At 38.6% G+C, this 18,477-nt stretch carries 18 protein-coding genes; all 18 read left to right on the forward strand.

Going from position 1 to position 18,477, the window contains the following annotated elements:
* The coding region (locus CHI06_RS00490) for a PfkB family carbohydrate kinase (protein WP_257009117.1) at positions 1 to 476 on the forward strand (476 nt) is incomplete at its 5' end.
* A 243-nt stretch (positions 477 to 719) separates the two neighbouring features.
* Positions 720 to 1,217, forward strand: a complete 498-nt coding sequence (locus CHI06_RS00495) for a DoxX family protein (RefSeq protein WP_095246458.1) — start codon at positions 720 to 722, stop codon at positions 1,215 to 1,217.
* A gap of 521 nt (positions 1,218 to 1,738) precedes the next feature.
* Positions 1,739 to 3,031, forward strand: a complete 1,293-nt coding sequence (locus CHI06_RS00500) for an ABC transporter substrate-binding protein (protein WP_095246459.1) — start codon at positions 1,739 to 1,741, stop codon at positions 3,029 to 3,031.
* Between the two features lie 123 nt (positions 3,032 to 3,154).
* Complete coding sequence (locus CHI06_RS00505; RefSeq protein WP_142300909.1) at positions 3,155 to 4,093, forward strand: carbohydrate ABC transporter permease; 939 nt, start codon at positions 3,155 to 3,157, stop codon at positions 4,091 to 4,093.
* Complete coding sequence (locus CHI06_RS00510) at positions 4,094 to 4,909, forward strand: carbohydrate ABC transporter permease (protein WP_095246461.1); 816 nt, start codon at positions 4,094 to 4,096, stop codon at positions 4,907 to 4,909.
* A gap of 88 nt (positions 4,910 to 4,997) precedes the next feature.
* Positions 4,998 to 6,377, forward strand: coding sequence for an ADP-ribosylglycohydrolase family protein (locus CHI06_RS00515; protein ID WP_095246462.1), 1,380 nt, complete (start codon positions 4,998 to 5,000; stop codon positions 6,375 to 6,377).
* Positions 6,374 to 7,390 carry a zinc-dependent alcohol dehydrogenase family protein gene (locus tag CHI06_RS00520; protein ID WP_095246463.1) on the forward strand — a complete coding sequence of 339 codons (1,017 nt, stop codon included), beginning with the start codon at positions 6,374 to 6,376 and terminating at the stop codon, positions 7,388 to 7,390. The genes CHI06_RS00515 and CHI06_RS00520 overlap by 4 nt, the downstream gene beginning before the upstream one ends.
* 88 nt (positions 7,391 to 7,478) lie before the next feature.
* A complete protein-coding gene (locus CHI06_RS00525; protein WP_095246464.1) occupies positions 7,479 to 8,324 on the forward strand; it encodes a helix-turn-helix domain-containing protein in 846 nt (281 codons plus the stop codon).
* Positions 8,325 to 8,387: 63 nt separating this feature from the next.
* Positions 8,388 to 9,440, forward strand: coding sequence for a zinc-dependent alcohol dehydrogenase (locus tag CHI06_RS00530; RefSeq protein WP_179292497.1), 1,053 nt, complete (start codon positions 8,388 to 8,390; stop codon positions 9,438 to 9,440).
* A gap of 16 nt (positions 9,441 to 9,456) precedes the next feature.
* Complete coding sequence (locus CHI06_RS00535) at positions 9,457 to 10,272, forward strand: sugar phosphate isomerase/epimerase family protein (protein WP_095246466.1); 816 nt, start codon at positions 9,457 to 9,459, stop codon at positions 10,270 to 10,272.
* Between the two features lie 12 nt (positions 10,273 to 10,284).
* Positions 10,285 to 10,407 carry a hypothetical protein gene (locus CHI06_RS30310; protein WP_257009118.1) on the forward strand — a complete coding sequence of 41 codons (123 nt, stop codon included), beginning with the start codon at positions 10,285 to 10,287 and terminating at the stop codon, positions 10,405 to 10,407.
* Positions 10,395 to 11,573 (forward strand): Gfo/Idh/MocA family protein, encoded by a 1,179-nt coding sequence (locus CHI06_RS00540; protein WP_095246467.1) that lies wholly within the window; start codon positions 10,395 to 10,397, stop codon positions 11,571 to 11,573. Before CHI06_RS30310 ends, CHI06_RS00540 begins: the two co-directional genes overlap by 13 nt.
* On the forward strand, positions 11,570 to 12,541 hold the full coding sequence (locus tag CHI06_RS00545) for a sugar phosphate isomerase/epimerase family protein (RefSeq protein WP_095246468.1): 972 nt from the start codon (positions 11,570 to 11,572) through the stop codon (positions 12,539 to 12,541). Before CHI06_RS00540 ends, CHI06_RS00545 begins: the two co-directional genes overlap by 4 nt.
* A gap of 120 nt (positions 12,542 to 12,661) precedes the next feature.
* Positions 12,662 to 13,399 (forward strand): glycerophosphodiester phosphodiesterase, encoded by a 738-nt coding sequence (locus CHI06_RS00550; RefSeq protein WP_095246469.1) that lies wholly within the window; start codon positions 12,662 to 12,664, stop codon positions 13,397 to 13,399.
* 80 nt (positions 13,400 to 13,479) lie between these two features.
* Entirely contained in the window at positions 13,480 to 14,217 is a 738-nt protein-coding gene (locus CHI06_RS00555) for an MgtC/SapB family protein (RefSeq protein WP_095246470.1), read from the forward strand.
* 134 nt (positions 14,218 to 14,351) lie between these two features.
* Positions 14,352 to 15,845: a glycerol kinase GlpK gene (gene glpK / locus CHI06_RS00560; RefSeq protein ID WP_095246471.1), complete on the forward strand. Its 1,494-nt coding sequence runs from the start codon at positions 14,352 to 14,354 to the stop codon at positions 15,843 to 15,845.
* A 52-nt stretch (positions 15,846 to 15,897) separates the two neighbouring features.
* Positions 15,898 to 16,449 (forward strand): glycerol-3-phosphate responsive antiterminator, encoded by a 552-nt coding sequence (locus CHI06_RS00565; protein WP_095246472.1) that lies wholly within the window; start codon positions 15,898 to 15,900, stop codon positions 16,447 to 16,449.
* Between the two features lie 196 nt (positions 16,450 to 16,645).
* A complete protein-coding gene (locus CHI06_RS00570) occupies positions 16,646 to 18,316 on the forward strand; it encodes a glycerol-3-phosphate dehydrogenase/oxidase (protein ID WP_095246473.1) in 1,671 nt (556 codons plus the stop codon).
* The last annotated feature ends 161 nt before the right edge of the window (positions 18,317 to 18,477 follow it).

Consider the following 18,477-nt stretch of genomic DNA (forward strand, 5'->3'; position numbering starts at 1 on the left):
TATTTATTTCATTTGATCCTAATTATCGAAAAGATTTATGGAGAAACAGAGTACCTGAATTTATCGACTTGGCAAAGGTGGGAATCGCCTTAGCTGATTTTGTAAAAGTGAGTGATGAGGAGCTAAAACTCATTACTGGAATCAATAACCTGGCTAAAGGAACGGATTATCTTCATAAATTAGGAGCAAAAATAGTTTCTGTAACATTAGGGAGTGAGGGAACTTATCTGTCAAATGGGCAAAATAGCGAAATTGTTCCAAGTGTAAAAATAAAATCGATTGACTCCACTGGTGCTGGAGATGCGTTTGTAGGTGCAACACTTTACCAGTTTTCAAAGGATGATTCTGCATTTGAAGATTTTGAAACTCTGAAAGTGATTATTTCCTTTAGTAATAGAGTGGGGGCGTTTGTTTGCACCAAGGTTGGTGCCATTTCTGCACTCCCAACCATTAAAGATATTGTAACTGAAGCATAGTTTAATGGGGTGTCCTAATGATATTAGGATATCCTTTTTTAGTGCGGATTCATTCATTGTATGCGCCATTGCGCAGAGATGAAAAACTAGTGGCGGGCTTATTATATTAAAGGCAAGACAGGAGACCAATTGGTGGGTTCCTGTCTTTTTTTGTTAGCAAAACAAGTGCTGTTCATACTTCTGTCATATCATTTCGAACACATTGTGAAGTTATCCACATTATCGTGTTTTTCGGAATGACAAATGTTTAACAACTTTTTAAGAGAAAATAAAATTTCAGCAGCTATTTTAACAATTATTCGTTTATACCTAGGGTACGCTTGGTTCACAGCTGGTTTTGGAAAATTAACAGGCGGGTTCGACGCTTCTGGATATTTAAAGAATGCAGTAGCGAATCCTGTTAAAGGTCCAGATGGCAACATGGTTTACGGCTGGTATGTAAAATTCTTAGAAAGCTTTGCTTTACCAAATATTGATGTCTTCAACTTCATCGTTCCTTGGGGCGAAACATTAATCGGTTTAGGACTTATGCTTGGATGCTTAACAACAGCAGCTATGTTCTTCGGATTAGTGATGAATTTCTCTTTCTTCTTAGCAGGAACAGTATCACATAACCCAACTGATATCTTCTTAGGCTTCATTATCTTAACAGCAGGCTTCAACGCAGGGAAATGCGGTTTAGACTACTGGGTAGTTCCATTCATCCGCAAAACAGTTAGTAAAGCAAAAGTAACAGCATAGTGTTAAGCAACAAAAAAGACGATTCTCTCCCCCTCGAATCGTCTTTTAATTTAGGTAAAAATAAGCATCGCAGAAATATTCCGTTTAACGAAGATATAATTGAAGGATAACCCTGTTTGAAGCGAATGGACACATTTTCCTTAAGCATTATCTATTAAAATAAATTCTGTATTATATTTACTTTTTTGCAAAACAATAAGAGCAAAGTAGGAAGGATTTTCTAATTCTCAGGACTCGACCTGTAAAACTGTTAAATACGTATGTGTTAGAGATGTTTAAATTATAAAAATAATCATATATAATTGCAATGTAAGCGCCCTTAAAATTATCATTTAATTGAGTCAATTAACTTCTATACAGGTGAGGGAGGTATAATGAGAAGAATTTAATACAAGGTTTTTTATGCAAAGCGCCATTTTAAACTTAATGGAGTTTGATATTCACATTGAAACAAAAAATGAAAACATTTAATCGAACTCTGTTCGTTTATGTCATGTCTGATTTGAGAAAAGGGAGGCTGTATGATGAGGAGTATTAGGAATGCAAGGAAAGGATTTCTTCCAGTTTTATTATTATTAGTTTTGGTTATCTCAGGTTGCAGCTCGAAGTCCTCAGGAGAATCCAAGAACGTCATAACGGTTCCTGATGCCGCCATCTGGGGGGAAGAAAGTTCTGCTTTACAAACTATGTATGATTTATATCAAAAAGATCACCCTGAATATAAGATTAAGCAGGTAACAATAAAGGAAGTTGAAACGGCCTTAGCTGCTGGTGAGGGATCGGATCTACTCCTAATTGACCCTTTTGTAGCTAAAGAGAGTTTTAAGCAGGGATATGTGGAGCCGTTGGATAAATATTATGAAAAATATCAATATGATAAAGAGATGTTCAAATGGGCTAAGAATGCATATGTCTTTGAGGGAAAAACAATTGGAATCCCATGGAACTACGAAGGTCTGGTTCTAGTCTATAACAAGACATTGTTTAAGGAAAACGGCTGGGAGGTACCTCGAAATTACAACGATTTGGAAAGTTTAATCAAGGAATTTAAAAAGAAGGACTTGATTCCTTTAGCATGGGGAACCGCTGATTGTGCGGAGTGTGATACCTGGTGGATAACCAGCATAGTGAACAGTATATTAGGTCCAGAAGGTGCGAAACAACTGTTTTCCGGAGATAAAAAGTGGACAGACCCTGAAATTATAGAGGCTGTTCAACGTTATTCTGATTTTTGGAATAATGGATATCTTAGCGATAAAAAATCCCATGCTATTTCTCAAGAAGATAGCATGCAGTTATTTGCACAAGGAAAGGCTGCCATGAAATTAGATGGTACATGGTCTCTCGCATCAGACCTTCAAACGGACTTTGATATCGGATATGCTCCTTTCCCAAGCTGGGACCCTAATGGAAAGCCTGTTATTCCTCTAGGAGTTGGAGGCGGTTTAGTTATTAATGCGAAATCCAAACATAAAGATCAAGTGGCAGAACTATTGAGTTATTTTTTTCATGAGGATGTTGTAGAGGAAATGGCTAAGAATGGGATTCCGGAACCTATAAATGCTGATTTCAGTAATATGGACTTAAAACCTAATGTGGCTGAAGCACTGAATTTAATTAGTGGAGCGGCCGCTAAGGGAGAGACGGGTTACGTAGTTTGGTCTTATGGTTCTCCGCGTGTAGTAAATGCTATAAAGGAATTTCCAAGCGTATACCTTAAGAAAACAACTCCTGATAAATGGCTGGAAAAGTTACAAGAACTAAAAGAAAAGGATATTGTTGAAAAAACTCTTTTTGATCTAGGTAACTACTAATAAGGGTTGAAAGAAGGAGAAAGAAAGAAAGAAACATTTCTCCTTCTTTTTCAAAATATTTATAGTTTTCTGGATTAATAGTTCTTCTGTTAGTCAATCCACTTTCTGAAAGGAGTGCAGGTTTTGCAAACGATAAATACGAAATTAAAGACGTCTAGTTCTGACATTCTAGATTCAAAAGTACACAAGAAACACACTAGGAAACGAAATTGGGTGGGATGGTTTTTTATTTTGCCCGGTCTTTTGATTCATATTTTAGCTGTAACCATTCCTGCCGTCATGTCATTATATTTGCCATTCACAGAATGGAACGGACTGAATACCCCAAAGTTTATAGGAATAGCAAACTTTATTGAAGCTTTCCAAGACAGTGTCGTTTTTACAGCATTTTTTAATAATATAAAATGGACTCTTTTCTGGATCACCATTCCCCTTATCTTTTCATTTTTGGTTGCATATTTGTTGAGAAAAGTAAAAGGACAAACACTTTATCAAGCAACCTATTTCTCTACGTCCATTATTACCGTAACAGTAGCAGGTCAAATTTGGTTTTGGATTTATAATCCTTTTAGCGGTATTAATTTTTATTTGGATAAAGCAGGTTTAGGATTTTTAGAAGTGCCCGGTCTTACAATTCCTGCCATTGCATTATTTTCAGTCTTATTTGCTGATATGTGGAAAGGTTTTGGTACGAATGTCATTTGGTTATTAGCCGCAATGACTCAAACGGATAAATCTTTGGAAGAGGCTGCAAAAATAGAGGGTGCAAATCGCTTCCAAATTTTGAAGCATGTTTTTCTCCCACAATTACGACCAACATTAACAGTTATTACTCTATTAACCATTTTAGGATCTTTTGGAGCATTTGAAATGGTCTACGTTATGACGGCAGGCGGACCAGCTCATTCTACTGAAACATTATCTACTTATTACTATACATTAAGTACAACCGGCAGGCGGGCTGGTTATGCCTCAGCTGTTGCCTTGTTCCAGACGTTTATTGCAATCGTTATCATTATTGCATTTGCATATTTTAGAAAAAAGAAGGGATGGGATGTTTAAATGTCAATACCAAAAATTAATTGGCGTCATATTCCTTTAATTTTAGTAAGTATATATTCTCTATTTCCGATGTACCTGCTTTTTATTAATTCCTTTAAAACAAAATCTGATATTATTACAAACCCGATGGGGCTGCCATCAGTTTGGACATTCGAAAATTATAGCAATGCATGGATTCAAGGAAATTATAGTGTGGCTTACATTAACACGATCATTATTACGGGAACAACCGTTATTTTAGTTGCAATTCTTTCAGGATTAGCAGCATACGGTCTTGCCCATTTGAAAACTCCTGGTTCTAATTGGCTTATGGGATATTTGTTTATTTCTATGAGTTTGCCTGTTGGGTTTATTCCTTTGTTCTTTATGGCTGTGAAATTTGGGCTAATAAATACTTACATGGGAGTCATTATCCCTTATGTTGGCGGGGGTTTTGCCTTTAATGTATTTTTGCTTCGGGCTTATATGCTTGGAATTCCAAAAGAGTTGGTAGAGTCCGCAAAAGTGGATGGGTGCAATTCATTGCAAGCTTTCTTTAAAATCATTGTTCCGCTCAGTAAACCCGCTTTTATTATCGTGATTATTTTCTCTACACTTGGAACGTGGAATGAATTCTTTTTGGCAAATGCTTTATTACAAATAGAGGAAGTCAGAACGGTGTCAGCGCAGTATTTAAGCTTTGGAAGCAAATATAGTACAAACTGGGCACTTATGGCAGCGGGTGGAGTAATAAGTGTTGTTCCAATGATTATTTTATTCCTCTTTATGACGAGAAAGTTCGTAGCAGGGTTGCAGGAAGGTGGCGTCAAGTTTTAACTTACACAAGTTTAAATAAATTTACATTAGATCTTAAGAAAAATAAACTTTTAAAAAATTATTTATAAGAACAGAAAGGGCTGATCCTATGTATTCTTTATTACCTGTAATTATAGACTATGAGTTGCAACAGAAGCTAGAAGAAGGTTGTGAAATTGGTACCTTAAGAAAGCAATTTGATGAATGGCTTTTTTCTAAAGGGTGCAGTAATAGAGAAGTCTTCTTTGCACTCCTTGAAAAAGAATTTGTATATAACAAAGAGGATGAAAAAGAACTGGAACCAATTTATAAACAGCTATTACAATTGACAAATCAAGAAGAATTAGAAAAGCATCCTGAGGAATTAAGACATATACTTCCTCCTTCGTTAGGAGTCTCTATAGATCCTCTAATAGACCTATCAAAGGAAGACCTGTTTGATAAAATTTATGGAGGATGGTTAGGACGCAGTGCGGGGTGTACACTTGGAAAACCGGTTGAACTTTGGCCTTATGAAAAGGTTTGTTCCTATCTTAAGCTAACGGATTCCTTTCCTCTTAACGATTATATTCCTGCCCTAGAACCAATGCCTGAGGGCTATATATTTAAAGGAGATTCTGAAACAGCTTTAAAAAATCGAGTAGACGGTACTCCTCGTGATGATGATATGGATTATCCCATTTTAAATCTTCAGGTACTTGATAAAGCTGGTTCCGCTTTTACAACAGAAGATGTTGCTCAAATGTGGCTGCAAACTATGCCTTATAATCTAGTTTATACAGCAGAACGCGTTGCCTATAGAAATTTTATAATGGGAAAAATACCCCCGGATACTGCTAATTATCGTAATCCATATAGAGAATGGATTGGTGCGCAAATAAGGGCTGATCTTTGGGGATGGGTAAATCCAGGAAATCCCCAAGCTGCGGCTGAAATGGCATACCGCGATGCAAAGCTATCACACACCAGTAATGGACTGTATGGTGAATTATGGGTATCGGCCATGATTTCTTTAGCTTTTGTCAGGAACAATGTAGAGGAAATCATTAAACAGGGGTTATCGTTTATCCCTCCTTCATCACGTTTAGCTAAAATGATTAACCAAGTTATTCAGTGGTCCCACCAATATGAAAACTGGGAAGATTGCTTCGAAAAAATTAAGGAAAACTATGGGAACTACAATGCAGTTCACACAATAAATAATGCTGCGATAGTAACAATGGCCCTACTATATAGCAAAGGCGACTTCCATCAAGGTATAACAATAGCAGTTATGGCAGGGTGGGATACGGATTGTAATGGTGCTACAGTGGGTTCTATTCTTGGAGTAATGAATGGAGCTTCTAAATTACCTAAGCATTGGATTTCTCCTTTAAATGATTCCATTACAACCTTAGTGGATATGGACCATGTCATTAAAATATCTACCCTCGCAGAACGGACTATGTTTCATGCTCTTAATCATTCTAATGGATTGAAGAGACAATGAAGGCAGCTGTATTAACGAAAAAAAAGGTGATGGAAATTAAGGAACTTCCCATTCCTGCTCCATTAGAAAATGAAGTAATCATAAATGTTAAAGCCTGCGGTATTTGTGGTACTGATCAGCATATTTATCATGGGCAACCTGGGTCTGCACCGGTAGAATATCCAATCGTGTTGGGGCACGAATTATCTGGTGAAATTGTAAGACTCGGCGAAAAGGTAACTAAGTTTAAATTAGGTGACCGTGTCTCGATAGACCCGAATATATATTGCGGTGAATGTGAGTATTGTCGTGGGAATCGTCAACATCTTTGTGAAAATCTCCAGGCTATTGGAGTTACTCGAGATGGGGGAATGGGGGAGTTCTGTGCTGTCCCTTATCGTAATTGTTATATTATTCCAGATGGAGTTTCTTTTGAAGAAGGGGCAATGATTGAACCGCTTGGCTGTGTATTACATGGGTTTTCTCAAATAAAAATTTGGCCAGGTGCATCTGTATTAATAGTGGGAGGCGGGTATATCGGGTTAATGATGTTGCAAATGGCAAAAATCTATGGGGCATTTCCAATTGTTGTAAGTGAACCTGATAAAACAAAACATCAACTCGCAACCCAATTAGGCGGAGATCAAGTAATCACCCCTGAAGAACTCTCTCAAAATCCAATAGGCTTCGATATCGTTATTGAATGTGTAGGTAGAAAAGAAAGTATGGAACAGGCTGTAAAAATGGCGAAAAAAGGCGGCAATATTTTATTGTTTGGTGTATCAAAACCGGATATGAAAATTGAAATAAGTCCATTTGATATTTTTTCGAAAGAGTTAAACATAAAAGGTTCTTTTATCAATCCTCATACACATGAACAAGCTATCTCGTTAGTTCAACAGGGGAAGATACAAATTAAACCTTTGTTAAGTCATCATTTCAGGTTGGAAGATTTGCCAACCATAATGAATGATTATCGAAAGATGAATGTAAAGAAGGGAATCATTCGATATTCGGAAAAAGTTTTAAATTAACAATGATTCTTGTAAACCTTATCAGATTAATTGAAAAAGTAAAATAAGCATTTTTAAAGGTTGAACGAATTTAGGGAGGGAATGATAATTGCACCCAATAATAGATTATCTTTTGCAAAGTGCAGAACTCACAATAGTAGAATTTGATATTCATGAAAGAAATGAAATGCAAATTTTAAACCGTACCCTTCCCAGTTATGTCATGTCCTATATAAAGAAAGGGGAGGCAAAGCTAAGAATTAAGGATGAAGTATATCATTTAGCACCTGGGACCGTCGTCATCATTCCTCCCCATATAGAGCATGATCATTACAAAGAAACAAAAGATGAAACGATATTTTTATGGTGCCATTTCACTTACGAAATAGGGAGTGCTTTAGATGTACTGAAAATATTTAACCTCCCTATCACTTTTAAACTACAAAACCCTGAAATGTTTGAGCGGGTTTTTGTAGATTTTGTGGAAATTACAGATTCTCAAGACTTTTTGATTAAAACCATATTAAAAAAAGCCAAATCCTATGAAATTCTTTACTTGTTGCTGGAAAACATTATGAGATCTCAGGAAAAAGTCTTTGAACAGGATCATTCGAAGGGATTCATCTTTATGCTAACCCAAATTGTAAAGAATCCCGAAAAGGAAGTTTCTTTAAAAGAATTATCAAATCAGTTTCATCTGCACCCAACCTATATAAGTAATCGCTTTAAAGAACTGTTTGGGAAATCGCCTATTCAAATACAGCGGGAACTAAAAATTGACCGTGCTAAAAAACTATTAAGGTCAACAGAGATGACAGTAACTGAAATCGCACAAGAGGTTGGTTACATGGTAGTCCCGGGTTTTACTAGATTATTTAAGAGTTATGTGGGTATATCACCTACCCAATATAGAAATATGAATACAAAATGGAACAGCAATATTCCAGAAGGGTAAACCCCTTTTTATGAAACTAGTAAAGTAAAAAGAAAAAATCTTTATTTGAGGAGGATCAAGATGATAAAACAATTAGTCGCGGTGGCACCGCATAAGGCAGCTATTTTAGAATGCGAGGATCGCCCAATAAATGCCAATGAAGTGAGGGTTCAGGTAGAGTTCGCTTCACCGAAGCACGGTTCGGAGCTGGCGGGTTTTAGAGGAGAAAGTCCGCATATGGATGAATATTATGATGAATCTTGGCACACCTTTTTGCCACGGCCCGAAACCGATAAAAAGGGCGTTAATTTTGGGAATTGGAATCTGGGAAACCAATGGGTAGGCAAGATCACTGAAACAGGATCTGATGTTGTCGATTACAAGGTTGGGGACAGGGTTTGCGGATATGGCGGAATTAGAGAAATCCATATTGTGAACGCAGTAAATAATTTTTACCTATTCAAAATGCCAGAAGAGATGTCCTGGAAAAGTGCTGTATGTTTTGATCCAGCCCAGTTTGCATTGGGAGGAATCAGAGATGCCCATGTTAGGGCAGGAGATCGGGTTGCTATTATAGGTTTGGGTGCTATTGGACAGTTGGCAGCACAGATGGCCAAATTAGCAGGAGCTAGCTATGTGGCAGTTGTTGATCCGATTGAAAAACGCCGTCAAGTTGCATTACATACTGGTGCCGATGAAGCCTTTGATCCCCTCAATCAGGATGTAGGCTTGGAATTAAAGAAAGCAACCAATAAATTAGGTGTCGATGTTGTTATCGAAACAAGTGCGAATGAATTTGCCCTCCAGCAGTCGTTAAGGGGATTGGCATACGGTGGTACTATCGCATATGTTGGATGGGCTCGTCCTTTCAAAGGCGGTTTGGATCTTGGCAGAGAAGCCCATTTTAATAATGCCAAAATTGTATTCTCCCGAGCATGTAGTGAACCCAATCCGGATTACCCCCGTTGGAGCTGGAGACGTATTGAAGAAACTTGCTGGAAAATGCTGTCGGAAGGAATGCTAAATTGTGAAGGCATCGTAGATCCGGTGGTTCCTTTTGAAGAATCTGCATCAGGATATGAAAGAAATGTAGATTTGTTCCCAGATCAAAGCGTAAAGCTGGGAGTTAAGCTTTAATGAACAGGAGGAAAAAATGGTGAAATTTGCCTTGCAGGATAAGTTAACAGGATTAAAAAATTATCAGGAGATTTTTGAGGTGGCTCTAAGCCTTGGCTTTGATGGGGTAGAAATTACCCATTTTGAAGGCCCTCTAACCAAAGAGACTTCACATTCAATTCTTCATGCTTCACATGCAACAGGAATTCAGGCAAGTGCAGTTTGCGGAGGCTATAACCATTGGATTGGGGATTTTGATGAAACGAATCGACTAGAAGCCGTCCAAGGCATCAAATCCTCATTGCAATATACCGCTGCGATTGGTGCGCAAGGTTTAATTGCCCCAGCGGCTTATGGAATGTTTTCAAGAAAATTGCCGCCTTTTCATCCTCCGAGAGGTGAGGAAGGGGATCGGAGAGCATTGCTGGATTCCTTATCAAGAATTGCAGAGGATGCTGAAAAATTCAATGTAAATGTATTCCTAGAACCCTTGAACCGGTACGAAGATCATATGGTAAACACCGTTTCCCAAGCTGTTTCCCTCGTGAAGGAAGTCGGTAGTGACAAGATAAAAGTAATGGCAGACTTTTTTCACATGTCCATTGAGGAACCAAAAATAGAAGAGTCAATTGCTTTGTACCATCCTTTTATAGGTTATTACCATTTGGCAGACAGTAACCGGCTGGAACCGGGAAAAGGTCATACGGATTTTGCCGAACCTCTTGCTCTTTTGAACAACATCAATTATAAAGGTTTTTTGTCTTATGAATGTGGTTTAAGTGGTGAAGCGCGAAAGTCATTGCTGGAGTCTATCAAATTCTTAAAAAACACACAAAAAATAGCTCAAGCTTAAGGGGGAGCATTTATGAGGAAGAAATTGTCTGTTCTATTGACCTTAACAGTTTTTCTATTAAGTACCTTGTTGACGGCTTTTTCTTCTACCATCAATGCCCCAATCAGTGGGAGAGATAAAAAATGGAGAAAATAAAAGTTGGAATTATCGGAACAGGGTTTATTGGACCTACCCACATTGAGGCTATTAGAAGGCTTGGTTTTGTGGAAGTAGTAGGTTTGGCGGAAACAAGTATTGAAGTAGCGAAAAAAAAGGCAGCTGAGTTTGCCATTCCAAAAGCATTTGGTGATTATCGCGAAATGCTGAAAGACAGCGAGATCCAGGTTGTGCATAATTGTACGCCAAATCACGTGCATTTTGTGATAAATAAGGAAATTATTTTGGCTGGCAAGCATGTCATTTCTGAGAAACCGTTGGCGATGAATAGTCAGGAGTCAGCAGAATTGTTGGAACTGGCAGAGAAACATGGTGTTGTCCATGGAGTGAATTTTAATTATAGACAGTATGCGACTGTCCAAAACCTACAAGCAAAAATTGCAAACGGGGACCTTGGAAAGGTGAACCTTGTACATGGCAGCTATCTACAGGATTGGTTATTGTATGAAACAGACTTTAACTGGCGTCTTGCCCCGGAAGTGGGTGGTAAATCCCGGGCAATTGCCGACATTGGTTCCCATTGGTGCGATACGGTCCAATTTGTAACCGGAAAGCGGATTGTGGAAGTTTTCGCCGATTTGGCAACCGTGGTTCCTGTCAGAAAGAAAGCCAAAAATGCTGCTGCTACTTTTAGTACACAGACTTCAGATGAACAAGAATATGAAGAAGTTCAAATCCATACAGAAGATTATGCGTCCGTTCTAGTCAGGTTTGAAGATGGTGGACGAGGAGTCTTTACCGTTTCTCAAGTTAGCGCTGGTCGGAAAAATAGATTAAGCTTTGAAATCAATGGCAGCCAATGCTCTGTTTTCTGGAATCAGGAAGAACCTGAAAAATTATGGATTGGACATAGGGATCGAGCGAATGAAACTCTATTGGCGGATCCTTCCCTGTTTACCGTAGAAGCAAGGTCACAAATTCATCACCCCGGCGGACACAATGAGGGCTGGCCAGACGCATTAAAGAATATGATGCTGAATTTCTACTCTTTTATTCGCGATGGCAAGAGCCTGAAATCAGACAAGCCAAATTTTGCAACATTTAAAGACGGACACAATTCCATGTGTATCACAGATGCCATCTTGGAGAGTAATGAGCAGCAAAAATGGGTGAAGGTTCAGACTACAAAGGAGGTATATTCATGAAGCTGGGAGTATTTACGGTTCTATATCAGAATCTGCCTTTCGAAGTGATGCTGGATAAATTGGCGGACATGGGAGTTGAGGCAGTGGAATTGGGAACGGGGAATTATCCCGGCAACCAACACTGTAATCCGGATGAATTGCTTTCATCACCTGAAAAAATAAGGTCTTTCCTGAATGCAATCGAAAGCCGGGGGTTAATGATTAGCGGATTAAGTTGCCATGGAAATCCTTTGCATCCAGATAAAAAGGTTGCTAAAGACTTTCACGATGTATGGAGAAAAACCGTTTTGTTGGCGGAACGTTTGAGTGTCCCTGTTGTAAATGGCTTTTCCGGCTGTCCAGGTGATTATGAGGGAGCTAAGAATCCTAATTGGGTTACATGTTCATGGCCGAGAGAGTATGCAGATGTTCTTAACTGGCAATGGAACGAGGTGGTCATTCCTTATTGGAAAGAGGAGGCGAAATTCGCCAAGCTGCATGGAATTAACCAAATTGCTCTTGAAATGCATCCCGGTTTCGTGGTCTACAATCCGGAAACCTTGCTGAAATTGAGGGAGCATGCTGGAGAAAACATTGGAGCAAACTTTGACCCAAGCCACTTGTTTTGGCAGGGAATTGACCCGGTTGAAGCGATTAAAATTCTTGGCCGTGAAAAAGCCATCTTCCACTTCCATGCAAAAGACACTTATTTGGATCAGGCAAATATTAGAATAAACGGTGTTTTAGATACGAAACCTTATGGCAATATCCTGGATCGCTCATGGTCATTCCGTTCAGTAGGATACGGGCATGATGAAAAAATATGGAAGGATATGGTCAGTGCCCTTCGCAATGTAGGATATGATTATGTTCTCTCCATTGAACATGAAGATAAGCTTGCTTCTATCGATGAGGGTCTGAGTAAAGCGATTTTGGCTCTAAAGGGCATCCTGTTTAAAGAGCAATTAACAGAGATGTGGTGGGCATAAAGTAAAGGTCCTAAATGAGCCCTAGCTTTGGAATGAAAAAATAGAAAAGTAATAATGAAAGCAGTGAATTTCGTTATGAAATAGCACTGCTTTTGCATTTATAAATATGGAGGGGTTTTTATGCCATTGTGTATGGCTCACAGGGGTTATTCGGGGGTAGCACCAGAAAATACCCTAATCGCTTTTGAAAAGGCGTTGGAATTAGATTATGTTACTTCAATTGAATTGGATGTCCAACTATCCAAAGACGGAATTCCAGTGATTATTCACGACTTTTCGTTAGAACGGACGACAAATGGTTTCGGGTTTGTCAAGGATAAAACGTTTCATGAATTAAGGGAATTGGACGCTGGCAGTTGGTTTTCAGATCAATATGCCGGAGAGAAAATACCGAGTTTGGAAGAGGTATTGAAATTATTGAGGAACAAAGACTGTTTTTTAAATATCGAATTAAAAACAGCTGGTGGCCGATACAAAGGATATGAACATACTATTATTGACTTGGTTAAGAAATACGATATAGAAAAAACAGTTTGTTTAACCTCGTTAGACCACGAAGTCATCAAAAATATTAAAAGCATAGAGACGGAAATTAGGACAGGTTTAATCATCGAGGGAAATCCTGTATTGTTAAGGGAACAATTGTTGGATTGCGGAGCTACTATTCTTTCAATTAACATTAATTTCTTGACTTTTGAATTAGTGGAAAGGTTGAAGAAGGATCCTATTGATATAGTTACCTGGACAGTTAATGATGCTGCAACGATGGAAAAAGTTATAGGAATTTCGAAGGATATTTATATCTGCACAAATTTCCCTGACAGATATTTGGAAACAGTAACAAAAATGAATAAATAATTGGGCAATCCCATTAATTTATAAAAGTAATGTTACAGACTCAAAAAGAAGGCCAGATAAAATGAAAAAAGGTGAAGTAAATGGATTTTATAGATTACTATATTAACCCAAACGATCTCCTGTTTGTGAAGCGCCTAGGGTTATCTGCCTTGCTTGGATGCATGATTGGCTGGGAAAGAGAGTACTCAAATAAAACAGCAGGGTTAAAAACACATCTGTTGGTATCATTGGGAAGCTGTTTGTTGATGCTCCTGTCTATTTATGGTTTTTTGGAATGGATAAACCATCCAAACGTCCGTTATGACCCATCACGTTTAGCCGCACAAGTCATAAACGGTATCGGTTTTTTGGCAGCAGGTTCTATATTAGTGAGACCAAATTTAGTTGTGTCTGGGCTAACTACTTCGGCTTCTCTTTGGGTAGCCATGGGAATTGGATTGGCAGTTGGTTCCGGAAATTATTTCATGGCCATTGCAACTACAACACTCGTACTTCTGGTGTTAACCATTATCCCGCGTATTGAGGAGCGGCTTATAAGAAGATCAAGATGGGATATAGATCTCCTTGTGGAGGATAAACCAGGTGTGCTTGGAAAAATTACATCATTCTTAGGCGGACACAATATCAATATTTTAAAAATAAATACATCTATCTTAAAAGACTCAGATTATCAAGTTTGTATAAAAATAAAGGTGAAAACAAGAAAAGGATTAGATGATGTCCTAATTGGAGTTCAGAGGATTGAGGGAGTCATTGAGGTATCAAATAATATGGTTGCTATGGGAAAGCGTAGTCATCTTAAGGCATCAAATCTATGAATATAATGTTTACCAATAAGGACCATTAGGCTTGTCCCATTATAGAAACTGCCAATTTTTGAAGATTTAATAAAGCTGAATGGAGAAAATAACTAGATTTGCTTTCACTTTAAAGATTATTGGAGGTTAAAATAATGGTAGAAAAATATATTTTGTCCATAGATCAGGGAACGACTAGTACAAGAGCGATTTTGTTTAATAATAAAGGCGAAATTGTTCATTGCGCTCAAAAGGAATTTACACAATATTTTCCTAAACCAGGCTGGGTGGAACATAATGCTAATGAGATATGGGGCTCTGTACTGGCCGTAATTGCGGGTGTTTTAACAGAATCTGGCGTTAGACCAGAACAGATTGCTGGGATTGGAATTACGAACCAGCGTGAAACGGCAGTAGTATGGGATCGAGAAACAGGAAAGCCAGTTCATCACGCAATTGTATGGCAGTCCAGGCAAACAAGCGGGATTTGTGATGAGTTAATTGAACAAGGATTTAATACTCTTTTTAGAGAAAAAACAGGATTATTAATTGATGCTTACTTCTCAGGAACCAAAGTAAAATGGATACTGGACAATGTTGAGGGAGCAAGAGAAAAAGCGGAACAAGGAAAATTGTTATTTGGAACGATTGACACCTGGTTAATTTGGAAACTATCTGGCGGGAAGGCTCATGTCACGGATTATAGTAATGCATCCCGTACATTGATGTTCAATATTTTTGATTTAAAATGGGATGAAGAATTGTTAGATATATTAGGAGTTCCTAAATCCATGCTTCCCGAAGTAAAATCTTCATCCGAGATTTATGCACATACTGTAAATTATCATTTTTTTGGACAGGAAATACCGATTGCGGGTGCTGCTGGTGATCAACAAGCAGCTTTGTTCGGCCAAGCTTGTTTTGAAAAAGGGATGGCCAAAAACACCTATGGTACGGGCTGCTTTATGTTGATGAATACCGGTGAAAAAGCTGTACGCTCAGAACACGGACTTTTGACGACCATTGCCTGGGGATTAAATGGAAAAGTTGAATATGCTCTCGAAGGAAGTATTTTCGTTGCTGGTTCGGCGATCCAGTGGCTCCGGGATGGACTAAGAATGTTACAGGATGCAAAGCATAGTGATAGACTCGCCAGAAAGGTTACATCAACTGATGGAGTCTATGTCGTTCCCGCTTTTGTTGGTTTGGGAACACCTTATTGGGATAGTGATGTTCGTGGTGCTGTTTTTGGCTTAACACGTGGAACGACAAAAGAGCATTTTGTTCGGGCAACGTTGGAATCACTTGCTTATCAAACGAAAGATGTTTTAGCAGTCATGGAAACAGATTCAGGAATCGAATTAAAAACCCTCCGTGTGGATGGCGGGGCGGTAAAGAACGATTTTCTCATGCAATTCCAAAGTGATATTTTAAATGTGCCTGTTGAAAGACCGGTCGTGAATGAAACGACAGCACTTGGAGCGGCATATCTTGCTGGTCTCGCTACAGGTTTTTGGAGCACACAAAATGAAATTTCAAATCAGTGGGCCATTGACAGTGGCTTTGAACCTAATCTGTCTGAAGATACTCGCGAAGATCTTTACAAGGGTTGGAAAAAAGCAGTAAAGGCAGCGATGGCTTTTAAATAAATAGGATCAGTATTAATGTAAATCAACATTCATACGAACGGAAGGTTCAGTCATGCATAAAATATTACCTGCTTCGACTTCCTTAAAGGATTTCGAAAAATTCTTATCAAGTGACTACGAAATTGGTTTATTCTTAGATGTTCACATTGCCCAACTAAAGAACATTGCAGCTTTGGCTAAACAGAATAAGAAAAAAATGATTTATCATTTGGATCTAATCCAGGGATTAAAAAATGATGAATACGGTACAGAATTTATTTGTCAGGAATACAAACCGCTGGGAGTCATATCAACTAAGTCCAGTGTGATCCTTAAAGCAAAACAAAAGGGAGTTCTAGCCATACAGCGAATGTTTTTATTAGACTCCTATGCTTTAGAAAAGAGCTACAGCATTATAGACAAGACAAAACCAGATTATGTAGAAGTCCTGCCGGGGGTGATCCCTTCTATGATACAAGAAATAAAAGATCGAACTCAAGCGAAAATTATTGCAGGCGGTCTTATCCGAACAGTGGAGGACGCACAAAATGTATTAGACGCCGGAGCGGAGTCCATAACCACTTCCAATAAGGAAATTTGGGACCATTTTATAGGCATAGCATAGTGGCTTGATGTACGAAAAGTAACTGTATAAGTATTTTTTATCTTTCACATAATAAAATTATATGTTATAATAATAGTAAGTTAATATTTGATGGTATGAGATTCCGAGAGGCCAAAAACGAAATTATAGCTATTGCTATAATCAGTTTTTGGCCTCTTTTTTTAGATTATAACCATCCACTTAGGAGGAATGATAAATGACAGAATTATTTTCAGCTCTCAAAAGAGAAGTTCGGCTTAAATGTATGTCAGAGGAACAATACGACCTGCTTGTTATAGGAGGAGGAATCACAGGGGCCGGAATCGCTTTGGACGCTGCCCTTCGAGGAATGAAAGTTGCTTTGGTAGAAATGCAGGACTTTGCCGCTGGTACATCCAGTCGTTCAACCAAGCTTGTACATGGCGGATTGCGTTACTTAAAGCAATTTCAAGTTGGAATGGTTGCAGAAGTAGGAAAAGAGCGGGCAATTGTCTATGAAAATGGACCCCATGTCACCACTCCAGAATGGATGCTCCTCCCGATGCATAAAGGCGGAACATTCGGTCCCCTGAGCACATCCATCGGTTTACGAGTATATGACTTTTTAGCAGGGGTAAAAAAGTCTGAACGCCGCAGCATGCTTTCTCAGATTGAAACCATTTCGAAAGAACCGCTTTTAAAAAGTGAAGGACTTAAGGGTGGAGGGTACTATGTTGAATACCGCACCGATGATGCCCGATTAACGATTGAAGTCATTAAAGCAGCCGTTGAAAATGGAGCACATATTTTGAACTATTTAAAGGCTGAGGAGTTTATCTATCAAAATAATAAAGTGATAATCGGTGTCAGGGTCAAGGATATGCTTACAAACAAGGTGTTAAACCTTCAGGCAAAAAAAGTGGTGAATGCGGGAGGTCCTTGGGTGGATAACATTCGAAAAAAAGATTATTCAAGGAATAACAAACAGCTGCGGTTAACAAAAGGTATTCACCTCGTAATTGACCAGTCTGTTTTCCCGCTGCGTCAAGCCGTATATTTTGACACTCCAGACGGTCGGATGGTGTTCGCGATTCCCCGTGATGGGAAAACCTATGTCGGAACAACCGACACAATTTTTGATGGAGAAGCAACACACCCAAAAATGCTTGCTGAAGACCGTGAATATCTATTAAATGCCATTCATTTTATGTTCCCGGAGGTAAAGGTTACTCACGAAGACATAGAATCGAGCTGGGCAGGAGTTCGTCCATTAATTTATGAAGAAGGAAAGGACCCTTCAGAGATATCCCGTAAAGATGAAATCTGGGAAGCGGAAAGCGGTCTGATAACTATTGCGGGTGGAAAGTTAACCGGATATCGGAAGATGGCAGAATCAGTCGTTGATCTGATTGTAAAACGCCTTGGAGAGAAAGGGCAAATATTTAATGGATCACAAACCAAAACATACCCTATTTCTGGAGGGAATGTCGGAGGCTCCAAAGGGTTTAAACAATATATATCCCTTAAAGAACAGGAAGCCACAGAATATGGATTTACAAAGGAAGAAGGAATACGGTTTGTTCAAATGTACGGATCAAATGTGAACGGAATTTTCCAATACGCCAGAACATTTGATGAAATAGAAAAGGTAAAGTTAACAAGGGATGTTTATGCGCAATTAATGTACTCAATTGAGCATGAAATGGCAATAACTCCTTTAGACTTCTTTATCCGCCGAACCGGGGCACTGTTTTTCAACATTGACTGGGTCCGTACGTGGAAAGATGCGGTAATTGCTTTTATGGAAGAGAAATTAGGTTGGACCAAGAAACAAACGGCTCAATATAAAGAGGAATTGGAGAAAGAGTTAAGAGATGCTGTCATTCCAGTAGATTTGCCACATAATTAAGCCAGTTGAGGGAACAGGTGTAAAAATTGATTGGAGAAACTATACAACTGATATCTTTAATGAAAAACGTAATTTAGCAATCGCAAGTGGAGAGCTTCCTCCCCGTGAGTCAAACAAAGAGCTAATTTTATTTTCAAATGAAGGAACTACAAATGTTTCGT

The organism is Bacillus sp. 7884-1 (genome assembly GCF_002272245.1).
Taxonomy (GTDB): domain Bacteria; phylum Bacillota; class Bacilli; order Bacillales; family Cytobacillaceae; genus Neobacillus.